This is a genomic window from Pseudomonas sp. S3_E10, assembly GCF_054667615.1.
This window is the reverse complement of the sequence record NZ_CP162743.1, coordinates 4,341,889-4,359,095: the sequence shown is the minus strand read 5'-3', so window position 1 is coordinate 4,359,095 and position 17,207 is coordinate 4,341,889. Positions and strand designations below refer to the sequence as shown.

18 protein-coding genes are annotated in these 17,207 nt (G+C 62.8%); 10 read left to right on the top strand and 8 right to left on the bottom strand.

The genetic code is table 11. The features are described from left to right. Positions 1-50 precede the first annotated feature (50 nt). The 4 genes from AB4N98_RS20010 (at position 51) to hemN (ending at position 4,903) form a co-directional block, all read left to right on the top strand. The gene (locus tag AB4N98_RS20010; RefSeq protein ID WP_017527502.1) at positions 51-2,501 is read left to right on the top strand and encodes a heavy metal translocating P-type ATPase; all 2,451 of its coding nucleotides are present in this window, start codon (positions 51-53) and stop codon (positions 2,499-2,501) included. Positions 2,502-2,523: 22 nt separating this feature from the next. Next, positions 2,524-2,742 carry a cbb3-type cytochrome oxidase assembly protein CcoS gene (gene ccoS / locus AB4N98_RS20005; RefSeq protein WP_017527501.1) on the top strand — a complete coding sequence of 73 codons (219 nt, stop codon included), beginning with the start codon at positions 2,524-2,526 and terminating at the stop codon, positions 2,740-2,742. Further along, positions 2,735-3,418 (top strand): sulfite exporter TauE/SafE family protein, encoded by a 684-nt coding sequence (locus tag AB4N98_RS20000; RefSeq protein WP_017527500.1) that lies wholly within the window; start codon positions 2,735-2,737, stop codon positions 3,416-3,418. The genes ccoS and AB4N98_RS20000 overlap by 8 nt, the downstream gene beginning before the upstream one ends. 102 nt (positions 3,419-3,520) lie before the next feature. After that, complete coding sequence (hemN, locus tag AB4N98_RS19995) at positions 3,521-4,903, top strand: oxygen-independent coproporphyrinogen III oxidase (RefSeq protein WP_017527499.1); 1,383 nt, start codon at positions 3,521-3,523, stop codon at positions 4,901-4,903. A gap of 6 nt (positions 4,904-4,909) precedes the next feature. Here hemN and AB4N98_RS19990 read toward each other — a convergent pair whose 3' ends face one another. Continuing rightward, positions 4,910-5,374, bottom strand: coding sequence for a hypothetical protein (locus AB4N98_RS19990; protein ID WP_026067235.1), 465 nt, complete (start codon positions 5,372-5,374; stop codon positions 4,910-4,912). A gap of 154 nt (positions 5,375-5,528) precedes the next feature. On the opposite strand from AB4N98_RS19990, the gene fnr reads away from it, so the two are divergent. Continuing rightward, a complete protein-coding gene (fnr, locus tag AB4N98_RS19985) occupies positions 5,529-6,263 on the top strand; it encodes a fumarate/nitrate reduction transcriptional regulator Fnr (RefSeq protein ID WP_017527497.1) in 735 nt (244 codons plus the stop codon). 79 nt (positions 6,264-6,342) lie between these two features. Next, positions 6,343-6,891 (top strand): adenine phosphoribosyltransferase, encoded by a 549-nt coding sequence (locus AB4N98_RS19980; RefSeq protein WP_017527496.1) that lies wholly within the window; start codon positions 6,343-6,345, stop codon positions 6,889-6,891. Between the two features lie 88 nt (positions 6,892-6,979). Here the strand turns inward: AB4N98_RS19980 and recR are convergent, their stop codons facing one another. The 4 genes from recR to dnaX all read right to left on the bottom strand — a co-directional run bounded on the left by recR (position 6,980) and on the right by dnaX (position 11,274). After that, positions 6,980-7,582 (bottom strand): recombination mediator RecR, encoded by a 603-nt coding sequence (gene recR / locus AB4N98_RS19975; RefSeq protein ID WP_017527495.1) that lies wholly within the window; start codon positions 7,580-7,582, stop codon positions 6,980-6,982. Positions 7,583-7,648: 66 nt separating this feature from the next. Beyond that, on the bottom strand, positions 7,649-8,683 hold the full coding sequence (locus tag AB4N98_RS19970) for an NADP-dependent oxidoreductase (RefSeq protein ID WP_116079346.1): 1,035 nt from the start codon (positions 8,681-8,683) through the stop codon (positions 7,649-7,651). A gap of 154 nt (positions 8,684-8,837) precedes the next feature. After that, positions 8,838-9,176 carry a YbaB/EbfC family nucleoid-associated protein gene (locus AB4N98_RS19965; RefSeq protein ID WP_017527493.1) on the bottom strand — a complete coding sequence of 113 codons (339 nt, stop codon included), beginning with the start codon at positions 9,174-9,176 and terminating at the stop codon, positions 8,838-8,840. Positions 9,177-9,219: 43 nt separating this feature from the next. Then, positions 9,220-11,274, bottom strand: a complete 2,055-nt coding sequence (dnaX, locus tag AB4N98_RS19960; protein ID WP_068933562.1) for a DNA polymerase III subunit gamma/tau — start codon at positions 11,272-11,274, stop codon at positions 9,220-9,222. Positions 11,275-11,406: 132 nt separating this feature from the next. Between dnaX and AB4N98_RS19955 the strand changes: the two genes are divergently transcribed. After that, the gene (locus tag AB4N98_RS19955; protein WP_460148879.1) at positions 11,407-12,168 is read left to right on the top strand and encodes a substrate-binding periplasmic protein; all 762 of its coding nucleotides are present in this window, start codon (positions 11,407-11,409) and stop codon (positions 12,166-12,168) included. A gap of 55 nt (positions 12,169-12,223) precedes the next feature. Continuing rightward, complete coding sequence (locus AB4N98_RS19950; RefSeq protein ID WP_017527490.1) at positions 12,224-12,595, top strand: VOC family protein; 372 nt, start codon at positions 12,224-12,226, stop codon at positions 12,593-12,595. On the opposite strand, the gene AB4N98_RS19945 is transcribed toward AB4N98_RS19950, so the two are convergent. Beyond that, complete coding sequence (locus AB4N98_RS19945) at positions 12,509-13,468, bottom strand: DMT family transporter (RefSeq protein WP_460148878.1); 960 nt, start codon at positions 13,466-13,468, stop codon at positions 12,509-12,511. The two genes, AB4N98_RS19950 and AB4N98_RS19945, sit on opposite strands and share 87 nt — an antisense overlap. Before the next feature lie 102 nt (positions 13,469-13,570). On the opposite strand from AB4N98_RS19945, the gene AB4N98_RS19940 reads away from it, so the two are divergent. After that, positions 13,571-14,434, top strand: a complete 864-nt coding sequence (locus AB4N98_RS19940) for a LysR family transcriptional regulator (RefSeq protein ID WP_065878174.1) — start codon at positions 13,571-13,573, stop codon at positions 14,432-14,434. 61 nt (positions 14,435-14,495) lie between these two features. Then, positions 14,496-15,401: a DUF2167 domain-containing protein gene (locus AB4N98_RS19935; protein WP_116079341.1), complete on the top strand. Its 906-nt coding sequence runs from the start codon at positions 14,496-14,498 to the stop codon at positions 15,399-15,401. A gap of 57 nt (positions 15,402-15,458) precedes the next feature. On the opposite strand, the gene AB4N98_RS19930 is transcribed toward AB4N98_RS19935, so the two are convergent. Both AB4N98_RS19930 and AB4N98_RS19925 read right to left on the bottom strand, forming a co-directional pair. Then, entirely contained in the window at positions 15,459-16,055 is a 597-nt protein-coding gene (locus tag AB4N98_RS19930; RefSeq protein WP_017527486.1) for a hypothetical protein, read from the bottom strand. Position 16,056: 1 nt separating this feature from the next. Then, positions 16,057-17,103 (bottom strand): N-acetylmuramidase family protein, encoded by a 1,047-nt coding sequence (locus AB4N98_RS19925; RefSeq protein WP_017527485.1) that lies wholly within the window; start codon positions 17,101-17,103, stop codon positions 16,057-16,059. Positions 17,104-17,207: the final 104 nt, after the last annotated feature.

Sequence of the window (17,207 nt, the reverse complement as noted above, 5' to 3'; positions counted from 1 at the left end):
AGGGGGCTTGCCCCCGATGAGGCCCTCCCAGCCAACCAAGATCCAAACCAATGACCAGCCCAACTCCCTGCTACCACTGCGCCCTGCCCGTTCCGCCGGGCAGCCGGTTCACCGCCGATATCCTCGGCGAGCGCCGTGAGCTCTGCTGCCCGGGCTGCCAGGCAGTCGCCGAAGCCATCGTCGCCGGCGGCCTGGAAAGCTATTACCAGCACCGCAGCGAAGCCTCGGCCAACCCCGAAACGCTGCCGGTGCAACTGGTGGACGAACTGGCGCTGTACGACCGCGCCGACGTGCAAAAACCGTTCGTGCGCCACCAGGGCGAACTGGCTGAAACCACCCTGCTGATGGAAGGCATCAGCTGCGCCGCCTGTGGCTGGTTGATCGAAAAACACCTGCGCAGCCTGCCCGCCGTGGCCGAGGCGCGGCTGAACCTGTCCAACCATCGCCTGCAAGTGCGTTGGGCCGACGGGCAACTGCCACTGAGCCAGGTGCTCAGTGAACTGCGCCATATCGGCTACGCCGCTCACCCGTATCAAGCCGACCGCGCCGCCGAGCAACTGGCCGGCGAAAACCGCCTGGCCCTGCGTCAACTCGGAGTGGCCGGGCTGCTCTGGTTCCAGGCGATGATGGCGACCATGGCCACCTGGCCCGAATTCAATATCGACCTGAGCCCGGAACTGCACGTCATCTTGCGTTGGGTTGCGATGTTTCTGACCACGCCCATCGTGTTCTACAGCTGCGCGCCGTTCTTCAAGGGCGCCATGCGCGACTTGCGCACGCGCCACCTGACCATGGACGTGTCGGTCTCCCTGGCCATTGGCGGGGCTTATCTGGCGGGAATCTGGACCGCGATCACCGGTGTCGGCGAACTCTACTTCGATGCGGTGGGCATGTTTGCGCTGTTCCTGCTGGCGGGGCGCTACCTGGAACGGCGTGCCCGCGAGCGCACGGCGGCGGCCACTGCGCAGTTGGTCAACCTGTTGCCCGCCTCGTGCCTGCGCGTGCAGGCCGATGGCCAGAGCGAGCGCATCCTGTTGAGCGAACTGGCCCTGGGCGACCGTGTACTGGTGCATCCGGGCGCGGTGCTGCCGGCGGATGGTGTGATCCTCGACGGCCAGTCCAGCATCGATGAATCGCTGCTCACTGGCGAGTACCTGCCGCAACCGCGTCAGGTCGGTGATGCGGTCACGGCCGGCACCCTGAATGTCGAGGGCCCGTTGACCGTCCAAGTGCGCGCCCTGGGCCATGAGACGCGTTTGTCCGCCATTGTGCGCCTGCTGGAACGGGCCCAGGCCGAGAAGCCGCGCCTGGCGCAAATCGCCGACCGCGCCGCGCAGTGGTTCTTGCTGTGTTCGCTGATCGCCGCCGCGCTGATCGGCCTGCTGTGGTGGGAACTGGATGCATCGCGAGCATTCTGGATCGTACTGGCCATGCTGGTCGCGACTTGCCCGTGCGCCTTGTCCCTGGCCACGCCGACGGCCCTCACCGCCGCCACCGGGACCCTGCATAAACTCGGGCTGCTGCTGACTCGCGGTCATGTGCTGGAAGGCCTGAACCAGATCGACACGGTGATTTTCGACAAGACCGGCACCCTCACCGAGGGCCGCTTGGCACTGCGGGCGATTCGGCCGTTGGGCGAACTGAGCAGCGACCGCTGCCTGAGCCTTGCGGCCGCCCTGGAAAACCGCTCGGAACACCCGATTGCCCGAGCCTTTGGCCGCGCGCCGCTGGCCGCCGATGAGGTACTCAGCTCCCCGGGCCTGGGCCTGGAGGGTTGTGTGGGCGGGCGCTTATTGCGCATCGGCCAGCCGGGTTTTGTGTGTGAACTCAGTGGTTGCCCGGCCCCTGCTTCACCGGACGACGCCGGGCAATGGCTGCTGCTGGGCGACCGCGACGGCGCCCTCGCCTGGTTCGTACTCGACGATCGCCTGCGCAGCGATGCCCCCGCCCTGCTCGCCGCCTGCAAGGCACGCGGCTGGCGTACCTTGCTGCTGTCGGGGGACAGCTCGCCGATGGTCGCCAGCGTCGCCCTTGAGCTGGGTATCGACGAGGCCCACGGTGGCCTGCGCCCCGATGACAAGTTGCAGGTGCTGCAACAACTGCACAAGGAAGGCCGCAAGGTGCTGATGCTCGGCGACGGCGTCAATGACGTACCGGTACTCGCCGCCGCCGATATCAGCGTGGCCATGGGCTCGGCCACCGACCTGGCCAAGACCAGCGCCGATGCGGTGCTGCTGTCCAACCGCCTCGACGCCCTGGTGCAGGCCTTCAGCCTGGCGCGGCGCACCCGACGAGTGATTCTTGAAAACCTGCTGTGGGCGGGTCTATACAATGGCCTGATGCTGCCGTTTGCCGCCCTCGGCTGGATCACCCCCATCTGGGCGGCGGTCGGCATGTCCATCAGTTCGTTGACCGTGGTGCTCAACGCCCTGCGCCTGACTCGCCTGCCGAGCGCGCCAGCAGGCGGCGCCCCCTCAATCACCCGCCCGCTGCCGGCGTGAGCCGCGCGGGCATGGAGTGCAGATGCCAGCTTTATACGTGATGATTCCAGCGGCGCTGCTGATCGTGGCGATCGCCATTTACATCTTTTTCTGGGCCGTGGACAGCGGCCAGTACGACGACCTCGACGGCCCGGCCCACAGCGTGCTGTTCGATGACCAGGACCCTAACCACCTGGCCGCCGTCGACGAAGCCAATAGCGCCGAACAACCGCCCAAGCCCCAAGACCCGCCCCATGCTTGAATTGGCCCCCTTGCTGGTCTCCGCGCTGATCCTGGGCTTGCTGGGCGGCGGCCATTGCCTGGGCATGTGCGGCGGGCTGATGGGCGCGCTGACCCTGGCCATTCCCAAGGAGCAACGACGCCGCAGGTTTCGCCTGCTGCTGGCGTACAACCTGGGGCGCATCTTCAGTTATGCCACCGCCGGGCTGTTGATCGGCCTGGCCGGCTGGGCCGTGGCCAATAGCCCGGCGGCGATGTTCATGCGCGTGCTGGCCGGCCTGTTGCTGATTTGCATGGGCCTGTACCTGGCCGGTTGGTGGAGCGGCCTCACCCGCATCGAAAGCCTCGGGCGCGGCCTGTGGCGGCATATCCAGCCCGTCGCCAACCGTTTGCTGCCGGTGTCGAGCCTGCCGCGCGCCTTGCTGCTGGGTGCGCTGTGGGGCTGGTTGCCGTGCGGGTTGGTCTACAGCACCCTGCTGTGGGCCGCGAGCCAGGGCAATGCGCTGAACAGTGCGCTGCTGATGCTGGCGTTCGGCCTGGGCACCTGGCCAGTGTTGCTGGCGACAGGGCTCGCGGCCGAACGCGTGACCGCACTCTTGCGTAAACGCAGTGTGCGTATGGCCGGTGGCTTGCTGGTGATGGTGTTTGGCATATGGACCTTGCCGGGGCCGCATCAGCACTGGCTAATGGGCCACTAAAGGGCCATGTGGCATAGCGCCGCTCCCTGTTGATGCAAATCAAGGTGCCTGCCCCGCACAGCCCCTAGACTCGGCCCACTAGCCTATCCGGGGGACGCCCGCATGCTCGACGCCATTCGTTGGGATACCGATCTGATTCATCGCTACGACCTGGCAGGACCGCGCTACACGTCCTACCCCACCGCCGTACAATTCGACAGCCAGGTCGGCACCTTCGACCTGCTCCATGCCCTGCGCGAAAGCCGCAAGGCCGTGCGACCATTGTCGCTGTATGTGCATGTGCCGTTCTGCGCGAACATCTGCTACTACTGCGCCTGCAACAAGGTGATCACCAAGGACCGTGGTCGCGCCCACGCCTACCTGCAACGCCTTGAGCAGGAGATTCAACTGGTGGCCTGCCACCTCGACCCGAAACAGCCGGTTGAACAGCTGCATTTCGGCGGCGGCACCCCCACCTTTCTCAGCCACGACGAATTGCGCCAGGTCATGGCCTGCCTGCGCCAGCACTTCAATTTGCTTGAGGATGATTCCGGCGACTACGGCATCGAGATCGACCCGCGCGAAGCCGACTGGGCCACCATGGGCCTGCTGCGCGAGCTGGGTTTCAACCGTATCAGCGTGGGCCTGCAAGACCTCGACCCCGAGGTACAACGGGCGGTCAATCGCCTGCAAAGCCTGGAGGAAACCCGCGCGGTGATCGACGCGGCGCGCACCCTGCAATTTCGCTCGATCAACATCGACTTGATCTACGGCCTGCCCAAGCAAACGCCGATCAACTTCGCGCGCACCGTGGAAGAAGTGATCAAGCTGCAACCGGACCGCCTGTCGGTGTTCAACTACGCGCATCTGCCGGAGCGTTTCATGCCCCAGCGGCGCATCAACACCGACGACCTGCCGTCGCCCGCCGAAAAACTGCTGATGCTGCACACCACCATCGAGCAACTGACCCTGGCCGGCTATCGTTACATCGGCATGGACCATTTCGCCCTGCCCGATGACGAATTGGCCATCGCCCAGGAAGAAGGCACCCTGCAACGCAACTTCCAGGGCTATACCACTCACGGTCACTGCGACCTGATCGGGCTCGGCGTGTCGGCAATCAGCCAGATCGGCGACCTGTACTGCCAGAACAGCAGCGACCTCAACGGCTACCAGAACACCTTGGCCGGCGCGCAACTGGCCACCAGCCGTGGCTTGGTCTGCACCACGGACGATCGGTTGCGGCGGGAGGTGATTCAGCAGTTGATCTGTAATTTCAGCCTGGCATTCGAACGCATCGAACAGGCCTTCAACATTGATTTTCGCGGGTACTTCGACGAGATCTGGCCGCAACTGGAGACCATGGCCACCGACGGCCTGATCGAGCTCGACGCCCAGGGCATTCGCGTATTGCCTGCCGGGCGCTTGCTGGTGCGGTCGGTGTGCATGGTGTTCGATACGTACCTGGAACACCAGAACCGGCAGCGGTTTTCGCGGGTGATCTAAGCGCGGCTATTTCATCGCCAGGCCGGAGGCCTTGATCGCATCGCCGGCGCTCATATCCTTCATCGCCTTGGCCAAGGATGCCTGAGCACTGGTCAAGCCGGCCTGCAAGCCGCTCAAGGCCGATTGCAGGCCGGCGAGCCTGGCCCTGGCCTGTTCAGGGCTGAGGTTCTTGTCGGCCATCACGGCCGCCATTTCGGCTTGTTTCTCGGCGATCTGCTTTTTGATGTCGCGAATCATCTTCAGCAGTTGCTTGACGTTGTCTGCCAGGCCACTGTCATCAATATCGTTGTTGGAGGTTTTCTGCGCCGCCGCGGCTTTCATTGCGGCACCGGAAATCGTTACCGAAACGCCAGGCTTGGCTACTTCCGCCACACCCGTCACGTCATCCTTCTCTTTCACAGCGTCGTCTTTAGTGGCCTGAGCCGCTGGGATGCTGACGCTGGCTGCGAGATTAGTATTGAAAGAAAGCATCAATTTAGCCCGTGAATGAAGAGTCGATAGCAGACTATCGGCCGTTTTTTGCGGATCTTTATACCGACCGCGTTTTTTTGTACAGGCTGGCCTCACCCCCTCACTGTGCGTTACCCTTACGTCTTATGTGTGTTTTCCCACAAGGATTTAAGAAATGTCCGAGCCAGCCAAACTGCGCGCTCACGGCCAGGCCCACTGCAAGGATTGCAGCCTGGCCCCGCTCTGCTTGCCACTTTCATTGAATCTGGAAGACATGGACGCGCTGGACGACATCGTAAAACGTGGTCGCCCGCTGAAAAAAGGCGAGTTTCTGTTTCGCCAGGGCGACAAATTCGATTCCGTCTATGCAGTACGTTCGGGCGCCTTGAAAACCTTCAGCCTCAGCGACAGCGGCGAAGAACAGATCACCGGTTTTCACCTGCCCAGCGAGCTGGTCGGGCTGTCGGGCATGGACACCGAGATTCACCCGGTGTCGGCCCAGGCGCTGGAGACCACATCGGTATGCGAAATTCCCTTCGAACGCCTCGACGAACTGGCCCTGCAACTGCCACAACTGCGCCGCCAGTTGATGCGCGTGATGAGCCGCGAAATTCGTGACGACCAGCAAATGATGTTGTTGCTGTCGAAGAAAACCGCCGATGAGCGCATTGCCACCTTCCTGGTCAATCTATCGGCGCGCTTCCGTGCCCGTGGCTTCTCGGCCAACCAGTTCCGCCTGAGCATGTCGCGCAACGAAATCGGCAACTACCTGGGCCTCGCGGTGGAAACCGTGTCCCGCGTATTTACCCGTTTCCAGCAGAACGAACTGCTGGCCGCCGAAGGCAAGGAAGTGCACATCCTCGATCCGATCCAGCTGTGCGCGCTGGCCGGCGGCTCTCTGGAAGGCTGAGCCAGACATCTGCGGCCGCGCCAAGCAGCGAGGCCGCAGGTATACTCCGAGTCCGTTTTCCTCCCAGGACTCTTCGACGATGACCTTCGATTCGTTCGACATCAAATCCCTGATCCGCCCTGTCATCGACTTCCCCAAGCCTGGGGTGATCTTCCGTGACATCACGCCGTTGTTCCAATCGCCCAAGGCCCTGCGCCTGGTGGCCGACACCTTTGCCCACCGTTATGTCGAAGCCGATTTCAGCCATATCGGCGCCATGGATGCGCGTGGTTTCCTGATCGGGTCGATCATCGCCTACCAACTGAACAAGCCGCTGATTCTGTTCCGCAAGCAGGGCAAGCTGCCGGCCGATGTGCTGGCCGAGGGTTACCAGACCGAGTACGGCGAAGCCTTCCTGGAAGTGCACGCCGACAGCCTGTGCGAAGGTGACTCGGTGCTGATCTTCGATGACCTGATCGCCACCGGCGGAACCTTGATCGCAGCGGCGAACCTGGTGCGGCGCATGGGCGCCAAGGTCTTTGAAGCGGCGGCGATTATTGACCTGCCGGAACTGGGCGGCTCGCAGCGCTTGGAAGATATGGGGATTCCGACTTTTTGCCTGACGCAGTTTGCGTTGACTGAACGTTAACGAGTGGCCGGGCTGAGGACATCGCGGACAACATATATCTCACTAACACTGCAAGCCCCCTCCCACATTTTTAGCCCTGCAGTGTCCGCTAGAGCGCGATCGGCTTGCGACCGGCGAACGAGTGCGCCAGGGTGCCGCCGTCCACCAACTCCAACTCTCCGCCCAACGGCACGCCATGGGCGATGCGCGACGTGATCAGGCCTTTGTTGCTCAGCAGTTGGGCGATGTAATGCGCAGTGGCTTCACCTTCCACGGTCGGGTTGGTGGCCAGGATCACTTCGGTAAAGGTGCCCTGCTCTTCGATCCGCGCCACCAGTTGCGGAATGCCGATAGCCTCCGGGCCCAGGCCGTCCAGGGGTGACAGATGGCCCTTGAGCACAAAGTAGCGCCCGCGATAACCGGTCTGCTCCACCGCGTACACGTCCATCGGCCCTTCCACCACGCACAACAGCGTGTCGTCGCGGCGCGGGTCGGCGCATTGCGGGCAGAGTTCTTCTTCGGTGAGGGTGCGGCACTGGCGGCAGTGGCCCACACCTTCCATGGCCTGGCTCAGGGCCTGGGCCAACCGGGAACCGCCGCTGCGATCGCGCTCCAGTAGTTGCAGCGCCATGCGCTGGGCGGTTTTCTGGCCGACGCCGGGCAACGTGCGCAGGGCGTCGATCAGTTGGCGAATCAGGGGGCTGAAGCTCATGGGGCAATGGTCCGACAAAACAACGAGACGCGGTTTATACCCGCGCCCCGGATTAGCGTCAAATCCTCAATCCTGGGCGACGCGCACCACCAACTTGCCGAAGTTGCGCCCCTCGAGCAAACCGATAAAGGCTTCGGGCGCGCGCTCCAGGCCCTCGACCACGTCTTCGCGGAACTTGATCTTAGCGTCGCGTACCCAAGGCGCCATGGCGCTGAGGAACTCGGGCTGACGGTCGCCGTAGTCGTCGAATACGATAAAGCCCTGGATCCGCACACGCTTGGTCAAAAGGGTACGTTGCAAGGCCGGCAAGCGATCAGGCCCGCTGGGCGCCTCATGGGCGTTGTAGCCGGCGATGAGCCCGCACAGGGGAATGCGAGCCTTGGAGTTGAGCAAGGGCACTATGGCGTCGAATACTTTGCCACCGACGTTCTCGAAGTAGATGTCCACACCGTTGAAGCAGGCTTGGGCCAACTCATCGGCAAACTCCGCGCTCTTGTGGTCGATACAGGCATCAAAGCCAAGCTCATCCACCACATAACGGCACTTGTCGGCGCCGCCCGCGACGCCGACCACACGCAAGCCCTTGAGCTTGGCCACCTGGCCCACCACCGAGCCCACCGCGCCGGATGCCGCGGCGACCACCAGGGTTTCGCCGGCCTTGGGTTGACCGATGTCCATCAGGCCCATGTAGGCAGTCATGCCAGGCATGCCCAGCACACCCAGGGCCATTGACGGACTGGGCAGGCCTTTGGGCACCGGCATCAGGTTGCGGCCGTCGGAAATACTGTGGCTCTGCCAGCCGGTGGCGCCGACCACCAGGTCGCCCACCTCGAATTCAGGATGACGCGACTGTTCGATACGGCTGACAGCGCCCCCGGTCATTACCTCGTCGATTTCCACCGGTGCGGCGTAGGACGGGGCATCGCTCATACGCCCACGCATGTAGGGATCGAGGGACAGGTACAGCGTTTTGAGCAGTACCTGGCCGTCCGCCAACTCCGGCAGGCTCACGCGCTCCAGGCGGAAGTTTTCCGGGGTGGGCGCGCCGTGAGGGCGCGAGACCAGGACGATGCGCTGGTTGAGTGTCGGTTCTTGAGGCATGAAGGGGCTCCTTTATCGAATTCATCGGTACAGGGTGCAGACCATCATCAGGTGGTTGGGGTTCAGATCGTTCCCACCTGCTGGAGCGATCACCGGCAGACAAAAAAAATGCCAGGCACGAGGCCTGGCATTGGAGCTTAGCGCAGACTGCCGATCAGAACGGCAGCTTCATGCCCGGTGGCAGCTGCATGCCAGCGGTCACACCGGACATTTTGTCCTGGCTGTTGGCTTCGATCTTGCGCACGGCGTCGTTGACGGCGGCGGCGAACAAGTCTTCCAGCACTTCACGGTCGTCATCGCTGACGCCTTCGAGCAGGCTTGGGTCGATGCTCACGCGCTTGATGTCGTGACGACCGGTCATCACCACGCTGACCATATCGCCACCGGCTTTACCGGTGACTTCGGCGTTGGCCAGTTCTTCCTGCATCTTGGCCATTTTTTCCTGCATCTGCTGCGCCTGCTTCATCAGGCCGGCCATGCCACCTTTCATCATGGGAATCACCTCAAACGTTCGTGGATCAGTTAATAGCCCGGTGTTATGACGCCTGGGGCACCGGGGCTTCGACAGGTTCAATAGTATCGTGGCGGACGACCGCACCGAACTGTTGCATCATTTGTTGGATGAGCGGATCGCCGTGGATCGACTCTTCAGCCTCGCGCTGGCGGTTGAGGCGCCGGCGTGTGGCGGCCTGGGCGGGGGTTTCCTGCTCGGGCTTGATCAACTCGATGGCGATGGTCAGCGTGCGCCCATGGTACTGGTTGAGCGCGTCATTGAGCCGGCGTTGCTGGGTCGCGTTGAACAGGGCGCTATGGGCCGGGTCCAGGTGCAGCAACCAGTGGTCGCCCTCGATGGAGATCAGCGTGCAGTTGGCGGCGATGCTACCGGTCATGCCGGAGATCGGCAGTTTCGGGAACAGTTCCAGCCATTGCAACGCCAGGCCGGTGGCCGGGGCCGCAGCGGGTTCAGGCTCGGGCTCGGGCGCAGGCTCGGCGGTGTGTTCGCTGGCCAGGTCGTCCAGGTAGCTGTAGGCCGAATCCATGTCCGGCTCGATGTAGTCTTCGTCCAGCGGCGGCTCGTCGTCATCGAGGTCGATGCCCGGCGTGGCGCTATCGACCTGGGCCACGGTCGGCTCGGGCACCGGCGCCGACACCCACTCCGGCGCGGCCGGCACTGCGCTGTCCGGGGTCGGCGCAGGCATTGGCGTCAGCTCGGGCTGCTCGCCGGTGGTTTCCAGCACGGGCTCCACGGCGGGTTGCAGCTCGACTCCGGGTTCGGGCTCGGGTTCTACCGGGTCGTTCCACGGCAGGTCGACGACAGGCGCGGGCTCGGCTTCGATAACCGGCGCAGGCTCGGCCACCGGCGCCGCCGCGACAGGCGCAGGCGCCGGGGCAGGCGCAGCAACCACTGGCGCGACGACCGCCGCGCCAGCCACTGGTTTGGCGGAATCAACTGTGGCCTGGCTGATCCCCACTGGCTTTAGCGGCTGCCTCGGTGCGTCTGCCGAGTCCGCAGGCCGGAAGGCCAGCATCCGCAGCAGCACCATCTCGAAGCCACCCCGCGGGTCCGGCGCCAGCGGCAGGTCGCGGCGACCGATCAGACCCATCTGGTAGTAGAACTGCACATCTTCGGCCGGCAGCGCCTGGGCCAGGGCCAATACGCGGTCGCGGTCGCCATGACCGTTGTCGACCCCTTCCGGCAGGGCCTGGGCGATGGCAACGCGGTGCAGCACATTAAGGATTTCCGACAGCACGCCGTTCCAATCCGGGCCCTGTTCCGACAAGTGGCGCACCGCTTCAAGCAACGCCTTGGCGTCACCTTCGATCAGCGCGTGCAGCACGTCGAACACCTGGCCGTGGTCGAGGGTGCCGAGCATCGCGCGCACATCGGCGGCCATGACCTTGCCTTCACCAAAGGCGATGGCTTGGTCGGTGAGGCTCATGGCATCCCGCATCGAGCCATCGGCGGCGCGGCCGAGCAGCCACAGTGCGTCGTCTTCGAACGGCACGTTCTCGACGCCCAGCACGTGGGTCAAATGCTCGACCACGCGCTCGGGGGTCATGTTTTTCAGAGAGAACTGCAGGCACCGCGACAGAATCGTTGCAGGAAGCTTCTGCGGGTCGGTGGTGGCCAGGATGAATTTGACGTAGGGCGGCGGCTCTTCCAGGGTTTTCAACAAGGCGTTGAAGGAATGGCTGGACAGCATGTGCACTTCGTCGATCAGGTAGACCTTGAAGCGGCCGCGGCTCGGCGCGTACTGCACGTTGTCGAGCAGTTCGCGGGTGTCTTCGACCTTGGTGCGGCTCGCAGCGTCGATCTCGATCAGGTCGACGAAACGCCCTTCGTCGATTTCCCGGCACACCGAACAGGTGCCGCAGGGCGTCGAGGTGATGCCGGTTTCACAGTTCAGGCACTTGGCGATGATGCGCGCAATAGTGGTCTTGCCCACCCCACGGGTGCCGGTGAACAGGTAGGCATGGTGCAGCCGTTGGCTGTCCAAGGCATTGATCAGAGCCTTGAGCACATGGGTCTGGCCGACCATTTCGCGGAACGAGCGCGGGCGCCATTTACGTGCAAGAACCTGATAACTCATCGAAAACCGTCGCAACTGGGAAGCGGAAGCCCGTAATGCTAGCGGAGCAAGGGGGAAATTGCATCCGGCACGCTCGTCTAATCTGACTAAGCTCTGCGCAGTGGCCTGCAAAGGCCTGAACCCGGAGAGAATATGCGCGTAGTCCTGGGCGCTTTATGGATGATCACCACGGCGAGCCTTGCGGCGCCTGCACCGCTGCGCTTTTCGGTGTCCGACAGTTGGGCGATGCCCATGGTGCAACTGGATAATGGCCGGCCAACCCAGGGTATTGTGTATGACTTGATGTCGAGCCTGGCCACCCACGTTGGCCATCCGGCGCACTTCCAGGTACTGGCACGCGCACGGATCGCCGCGTCCGTGGCCCATGGTGAAATTGACGTGCGCTGTTACGTCACGCCGTCATGGGTCGATAACCTGTCGGGCGATTACATCTGGAGCGTGCCGCTGATGGTGCAGCGCAACGTACTGGTAAGTACCCGCAGCCAGCCGGTACAGATACTCAAGCTGGCGCCACAGTCGATCGGCACGGTGCTCAATTATCGCTATGCCATCCTCGATCCGCTGTTTGCCAACGGTCAGCTCAGCCGGGACGATGCACGCAGCGAAGAACAGGTGCTGCACAAACTGGTGGCCGGGCGTTACACCTACGCGGCGAGCAACGAATGGAGCGTCGACCGCTTCAACCAAAAAATGCCGATCGGCCAACGGCTGCACAAGGTGGCCGTGATTAATGAGCAAGACCTCGGCTGCGTCGTGCGCAATGACCCCACCGTACCGGTGCAAAAAATTCTGCGCGCGCTGCTGCACATGAAGATGTCCGGCGAAATCGACGACATCATCAAGCTGTACACCGGCGAGGATCCGGTGCCGCTGCACACTCCTGACAGGAACTGACAGGGCTGCCTTATAGACTCGGCGCCACTCAACGTTCGTACCCCAAGGAGCCTGCATGAACACCCTCGCCCATTACTTCCTGCTGTATGTCGACAGCCCGGCCACCAGCGCCAATTTCTACAGCCGCCTGCTGGGCAAGCCGCCCGTGGAGCTCAATCCGACCTTTGCCCTGTTCATCCTCGACAACGGCGTGAAGCTGGGCCTGTGGTCGCGCCACACCGTGCAGCCGGCCGCCACGGCCACCGGCGGGGGCGGCGAAGTGGGCTTTGCCCTGGCTGACACTGCCGCCGTCAGGGCGCTGCACGATCAATGGGTAGAGCGCGGCGCGCCGATCCTGCAGTCACCGACCGCCGTGGACTTCGGCTACACCTTCGTCGCCCAAGACCCCGACGGTCACCGCTTGCGCGCGTTCAGCCTGAACGACTGAGCGCCAACGCCCCTCCAGGCTGATGGCCGCCACGCTCGCCAACACAATCACGCCGCCGAGCACCACCTGCAGGGTGATCCGTTCACCCAGCAGCGTCGCGGCCATCACCATCGCCACCGGCGGGATCAGATACATCGCCACCGACGCACGGCTGACCTCGACATGCTTGAGCACATAGCCCCAGGCAAGGTAGGCCAAGGCGCTGGGGAAAATACCCAGCACCAGCACCGCCAGGTTCTGCTGCAACGGCGCCCGCATCACGGCGGTTGGCAGGCCCGGCAGGTTGACGCAGAGCATCAGGGTGCCCGACCACACCATGTAGCACGCCACGGTCAACGGGCTGTAGCGGTGGGCATAGTGTTTTTGGATGGCGAAATACACGCTCCATGACAGCGCCGCCAGCAGGATCAGCAACCCGCGCGGGTCGACATCGCCCACGCCCAGGTCGCCCCAGATCACCACCAGCACCCCCAGCAAGCCCAGCAGCACACAGCCCCAACGCCAGGCGCTGACGCGTTCCTTCAGGCAGCAAAACGCAATGAGCACGCTGAACAGCGGCACCGACTGCGCCAATACGCTGGACGCCGCCGCCGTCACCCATTGCTGCCCGGCATTGAGGCTCATGTGGTGCAGGAACACGCCGAAAAAACCCAACACCAGCAACCAGGGCACATCCCGCAGGCGCGGCCGGCCGATGCCCACCACCAGCGCCACACCGCCCATGAACACCGAGGCAATCAGAAACCGCAGCAACGCCAGTTGGCCCGGGCTGTAGCTGCGCAGGCCCATGTGCACGCCAGTCGGCGAAAAAGCCCAACAGAGGATCACGCCGGCAATGACTAGCGTAAGCTTCACGGGTGACGGGGTTTTCATCGATGGCGTCCAGAAACTGCGAAGGGATTGCGTCAGTCTTGGCCCGTGCGCCTCGTAGGACAATTAAGTGTTTCTGACTTCTGAAATCAGCGGAACTGAGCAATGGAACTGGCCCAACTGAAAATGGTGCAAGCCGTGGCGCAAACCGGCAGCGTGGCCCAGGCCGCACAGCAATTGCACTGCGTGCCCTCCAACATCACCACACGCATCAAGCAGCTGGAAAGCGAGTTGGGCACGCCGCTGTTTATCCGCTCCGGACGCGGGCTGGCCATCAGTGCCGCCGGTGAAATTTTCCTGGAATACTGCGAGCGCATCCTCGCGCTGGTGGACGAATCCAAGCGCGCGGTGGACGCCACCGCGATTCCCCGTGGCACCTTGCGCATCGGCGCGGTGGAGTCCAGCGCGAGCGGCCGCCTGCCGCCGCTGCTGGCCGAATATCACCGACGCTACCCCGACGTCAGCCTGGAGCTGGTGACCGGCTCCTGGGCCCAGTTGCTCGACGACCTGCAGCACCATCGCCTGGATGTCGCCCTGGTGGCTGCCAGCAACCCGCGCGCCAAGCTCGAACACAGCGTGGTCTACAGCGAACGCCTGGTGCTGATCGCCAGCGCCTGCAGCGCGCCGATCCACAGTGCCGAGGACCTCGCCGGGCGCACCCTGCTGGTGTGGCCGCCGGGCTGCCCTTACCGGGCGGCGCTGGAAAACTGGCTCAAACCCCACGCCTTCAAGCCGACCGTCGCCAGCTATGCCAGTTGGGGCACGATCATTGGTTGTGTGAGTGCCGGTATTGGCGTGGCCCTGGCGCCGGAGGGCATCCTGGCGCGCTATGAGCAGGCCGATCAGTTGGCGTCGTACCGGTTTGACGAATTGCAGGCCGTGGACAACCTGCTGTTCTGGCACAAGGACACCCAACGCCACCTGGCACGGGATGCGTTTGCCGGCCTGCTGCGCGAGACCTTCAGCTAACCTGTAACAGGTTATTTCGGTTATCCTTCCGCGAAATTAATTCAAAATGTAAGGGACTACCATGAATTACTTCCGCCTATTGCTGGCGGCGGCCGTGCTGAGCCTGCCTGTCGCCCCCGCTTTTGCCGCTTCCACACCCGCTGCCCCGGTTGAAGCCAGTGCGCCCGCCGAGACCGCCGAGCATTTTCTCGCGTCGCTCAAACAACAAACCGGCACGGTCACCCTGCCCAGTGGCATTGCCACCCTCAAGCTCAACGACGAATTCTATTACCTCAACCCCGCCGACACCGAGCGCCTGCTCACCGATGGCTGGGGCAACCCGCCGGGCTTCAAGACCCTGGGCATGATCGTGCCCAAAGCGGTCAGCCCGTTGTCCGAGCGTGGCTGGGGCGTGATCGTGAGCTATAAGGCCGACGGGCATATTTCCGACGAGGACGCTGCAAAAATCGACTACGCCGACCTGCTCAAGCAGATGCAAGAAGAAGACGAAGCCGACAACAAAGAACGCCAGAAACAAGGCTACGCCGGCCTGCACCTGCTGGGCTGGGCCGAACCGCCACACTACGACGAAACCTCGCACAAGATGTATTGGGCACGGGAACTGAAAGCCGACGACGCCGAGCAGAACACACTCAACTACAGCATCCGCGTGCTGGGTCGTGAAGGCGTGCTGGAACTCAACGCCGTCGCGGCCATGGCCGACCTGTCGACCATCAAGCAAGAACTGCCCAAGGTCCTGGCCTTTACCAACTTCACCGACGGCAACCTCTACACCGACTTCAACCCCAAAACCGACAAGCTGGCCACGTACGGCCTGGCCGCGCTGGTGGCCGGCGGGATTGCCGCCAAGGCCGGGCTGTTCGCCAAGATCGGCATATTCCTGCTGGCGGCAAAGAAGTTTCTGGTGATTGGCGTAGTGGCGTTACTCGCCGGGGTACGCAAGCTGTTCGGCCGTAACAAGTCCTGAGCCCAGGCATGAAAACGCCGCTGCGTGCCTGGCACACAGCGGCGCGGGGGAAGTCACTCAGTTCTGGACAGTGGGCGCGGCGAGGCGGCTGTATTGATCCTGGCTGATCCAGCCGGTGAACGAACGATCATCGGCGTTGGTGAACTCCACCTCAGCCCAGCCGTCCTTGAGTGCCAGCAGGCCCACTACATCACCCTTGACGATGTAGGGACGCTTGGCGGGCTTGGCGCTGGGAGTTTTCAGCAGGTACGCCTTGTCGGCCGACACGGTGACCAGGCCGATCCATTTTTTGTCGGCGGTCTGGGTCAGGTCCAGGCCGGTGGCGATCTCCGGCATCAGCACATTCAGACAACCGGGATGCTGGCGCCCCTCTTCCACAGTCAAGGTCACGCCATCCGCTGAAGGCGCCACGCTGCCGGGGTAGGCTGTGTCGAGCCAGGTGGTCAGCGCGCCAGGCTTGCCTTGCAGGTAGAACGTGCAACCGCGGCTGACGCCCTCGCCCATTGATTCCGAATAGAAGCCTTCGACCTGATGGTCCGGCGTCACCGCCAACATCAGCCCTTCGTATTTGCCTGAATGCAACGCGGCCGAACCGGCCAAGGCGGGTGCCACGGCGCACAACGACAACACACCTACCGCTAGTAAACGGATCATCCTATTTTTTCCCTTCCAGTTTTTCGTAGGCTTTTTTCATCAGGACGTCGTAGTTACCGTAGTCCTCGCCGTTATAGTTGCGCGCCATGCCGGTAAAGTCCTTGGCCTTCATGGCTTTCATCAACGCCGGGCTCTTGCTGCAAAAACCGAGAAATGCCTTGAGTTGGTTGCCGGCATTCACTTTCAACGCCGCCGAAAATTCAAATACCGTCTTGTAACCGCACGATGCAAAGTTGAAGCCCATGATCTGGAACATGCCCCACGAGGCCGACATCAGTGCAGCTTCCTGGTCCAGGGCAAACGCAGTGGCCATGGTTTCCCAGGCTTTGATCTGGTCCTTGTTGTTTGTTTGCCACTGCGGTCCGGCTTTTTTCACGTAAGGGTAAGACAGCAGCGGGTGCGCCTGGTCGTAGATGTGCTTGGTGTACTTGCGAAACAAGTGACCTTCAAAGGCGATCACCGGCAACTTGGCCGGCCCGAACCCGGAGCGCCCGCCGGACTCCACGGTGGCGAAAGCCTTGATGATGTTCACCGGGATACCGCTGCCCAGTTGCGTGGCGGCGTTCTGGAAATCGGTTTCGCTGAGGGTCATGCCGCCGTCGCACGTGGCCTGGAGCATCAGCTGCCGGTTACGTCGCTCGGCCTCGATCATTGCGCGCATGCGGTCCAGGTACACATTGACCGTCGCCTGCACCGCATCGCCGTTGCCATTACCGAACGCGTTGAGAAAGCTCGGGATACGCATGGTTGGAAAGGCTTTGACCGGCACTTTCACCGCTTCTTCGATCAGGCTGTTAAACGTGCGACCGGTAGGGTCGATCACACCGTCAGGGTGCGCGTACTTGAGATGACGGAACTGATACTGGCTGATGCATTGCACCAACTGGCTATCACACTTGCCGTTTTCGGCCAGCGGAAAACCCATCTTGGGAATGATCAAATTGAACAGATACTGGATGCACTGAACATCGGCGGGCAAGTTGCGGGCTTTACCCGGCGCGCCGACCGAAGCACTGATAAGACGGGGTAACCCTTGCAGGCTTTTCATCACATACATCCTTGTTAGTTAAAGAAGTGATAGCACTTCAATATCAATTCGGCGCCATTGTCATACTCTGATACAAGTGGCCGGCGGAAACTAACAAGATGGTT

What these genes read in the sequence shown, in the direction of transcription:
- AB4N98_RS19945 (WP_460148878.1), bottom strand. Translation starts at nt 13,468, where the DNA reads ATGAAAACCCCGTCACCCGTGAAGCTTACGCTAGTCATTGCCGGCGTG.
- AB4N98_RS19950 (WP_017527490.1), top strand. Translation starts at nt 12,224, where the DNA reads ATGAACACCCTCGCCCATTACTTCCTGCTGTATGTCGACAGCCCGGCC.
- dnaX (WP_068933562.1), bottom strand. Translation starts at nt 11,274, where the DNA reads ATGAGTTATCAGGTTCTTGCACGTAAATGGCGCCCGCGCTCGTTCCGC.
- ccoS (WP_017527501.1), top strand. Translation starts at nt 2,524, where the DNA reads ATGCCAGCTTTATACGTGATGATTCCAGCGGCGCTGCTGATCGTGGCG.
- AB4N98_RS19990 (WP_026067235.1), bottom strand. Translation starts at nt 5,374, where the DNA reads ATGCTTTCTTTCAATACTAATCTCGCAGCCAGCGTCAGCATCCCAGCG.
- AB4N98_RS19980 (WP_017527496.1), top strand. Translation starts at nt 6,343, where the DNA reads ATGACCTTCGATTCGTTCGACATCAAATCCCTGATCCGCCCTGTCATC.
- AB4N98_RS19970 (WP_116079346.1), bottom strand. Translation starts at nt 8,683, where the DNA reads ATGCCTCAAGAACCGACACTCAACCAGCGCATCGTCCTGGTCTCGCGC.
- AB4N98_RS19925 (WP_017527485.1), bottom strand. Translation starts at nt 17,103, where the DNA reads ATGAAAAGCCTGCAAGGGTTACCCCGTCTTATCAGTGCTTCGGTCGGC.
- hemN (WP_017527499.1), top strand. Translation starts at nt 3,521, where the DNA reads ATGCTCGACGCCATTCGTTGGGATACCGATCTGATTCATCGCTACGAC.
- AB4N98_RS20000 (WP_017527500.1), top strand. Translation starts at nt 2,735, where the DNA reads ATGCTTGAATTGGCCCCCTTGCTGGTCTCCGCGCTGATCCTGGGCTTG.
- AB4N98_RS20010 (WP_017527502.1), top strand. Translation starts at nt 51, where the DNA reads ATGACCAGCCCAACTCCCTGCTACCACTGCGCCCTGCCCGTTCCGCCG.
- AB4N98_RS19955 (WP_460148879.1), top strand. Translation starts at nt 11,407, where the DNA reads ATGCGCGTAGTCCTGGGCGCTTTATGGATGATCACCACGGCGAGCCTT.
- AB4N98_RS19935 (WP_116079341.1), top strand. Translation starts at nt 14,496, where the DNA reads ATGAATTACTTCCGCCTATTGCTGGCGGCGGCCGTGCTGAGCCTGCCT.
- recR (WP_017527495.1), bottom strand. Translation starts at nt 7,582, where the DNA reads ATGAGCTTCAGCCCCCTGATTCGCCAACTGATCGACGCCCTGCGCACG.
- fnr (WP_017527497.1), top strand. Translation starts at nt 5,529, where the DNA reads ATGTCCGAGCCAGCCAAACTGCGCGCTCACGGCCAGGCCCACTGCAAG.
- AB4N98_RS19965 (WP_017527493.1), bottom strand. Translation starts at nt 9,176, where the DNA reads ATGATGAAAGGTGGCATGGCCGGCCTGATGAAGCAGGCGCAGCAGATG.
- AB4N98_RS19940 (WP_065878174.1), top strand. Translation starts at nt 13,571, where the DNA reads ATGGAACTGGCCCAACTGAAAATGGTGCAAGCCGTGGCGCAAACCGGC.
- AB4N98_RS19930 (WP_017527486.1), bottom strand. Translation starts at nt 16,055, where the DNA reads ATGATCCGTTTACTAGCGGTAGGTGTGTTGTCGTTGTGCGCCGTGGCA.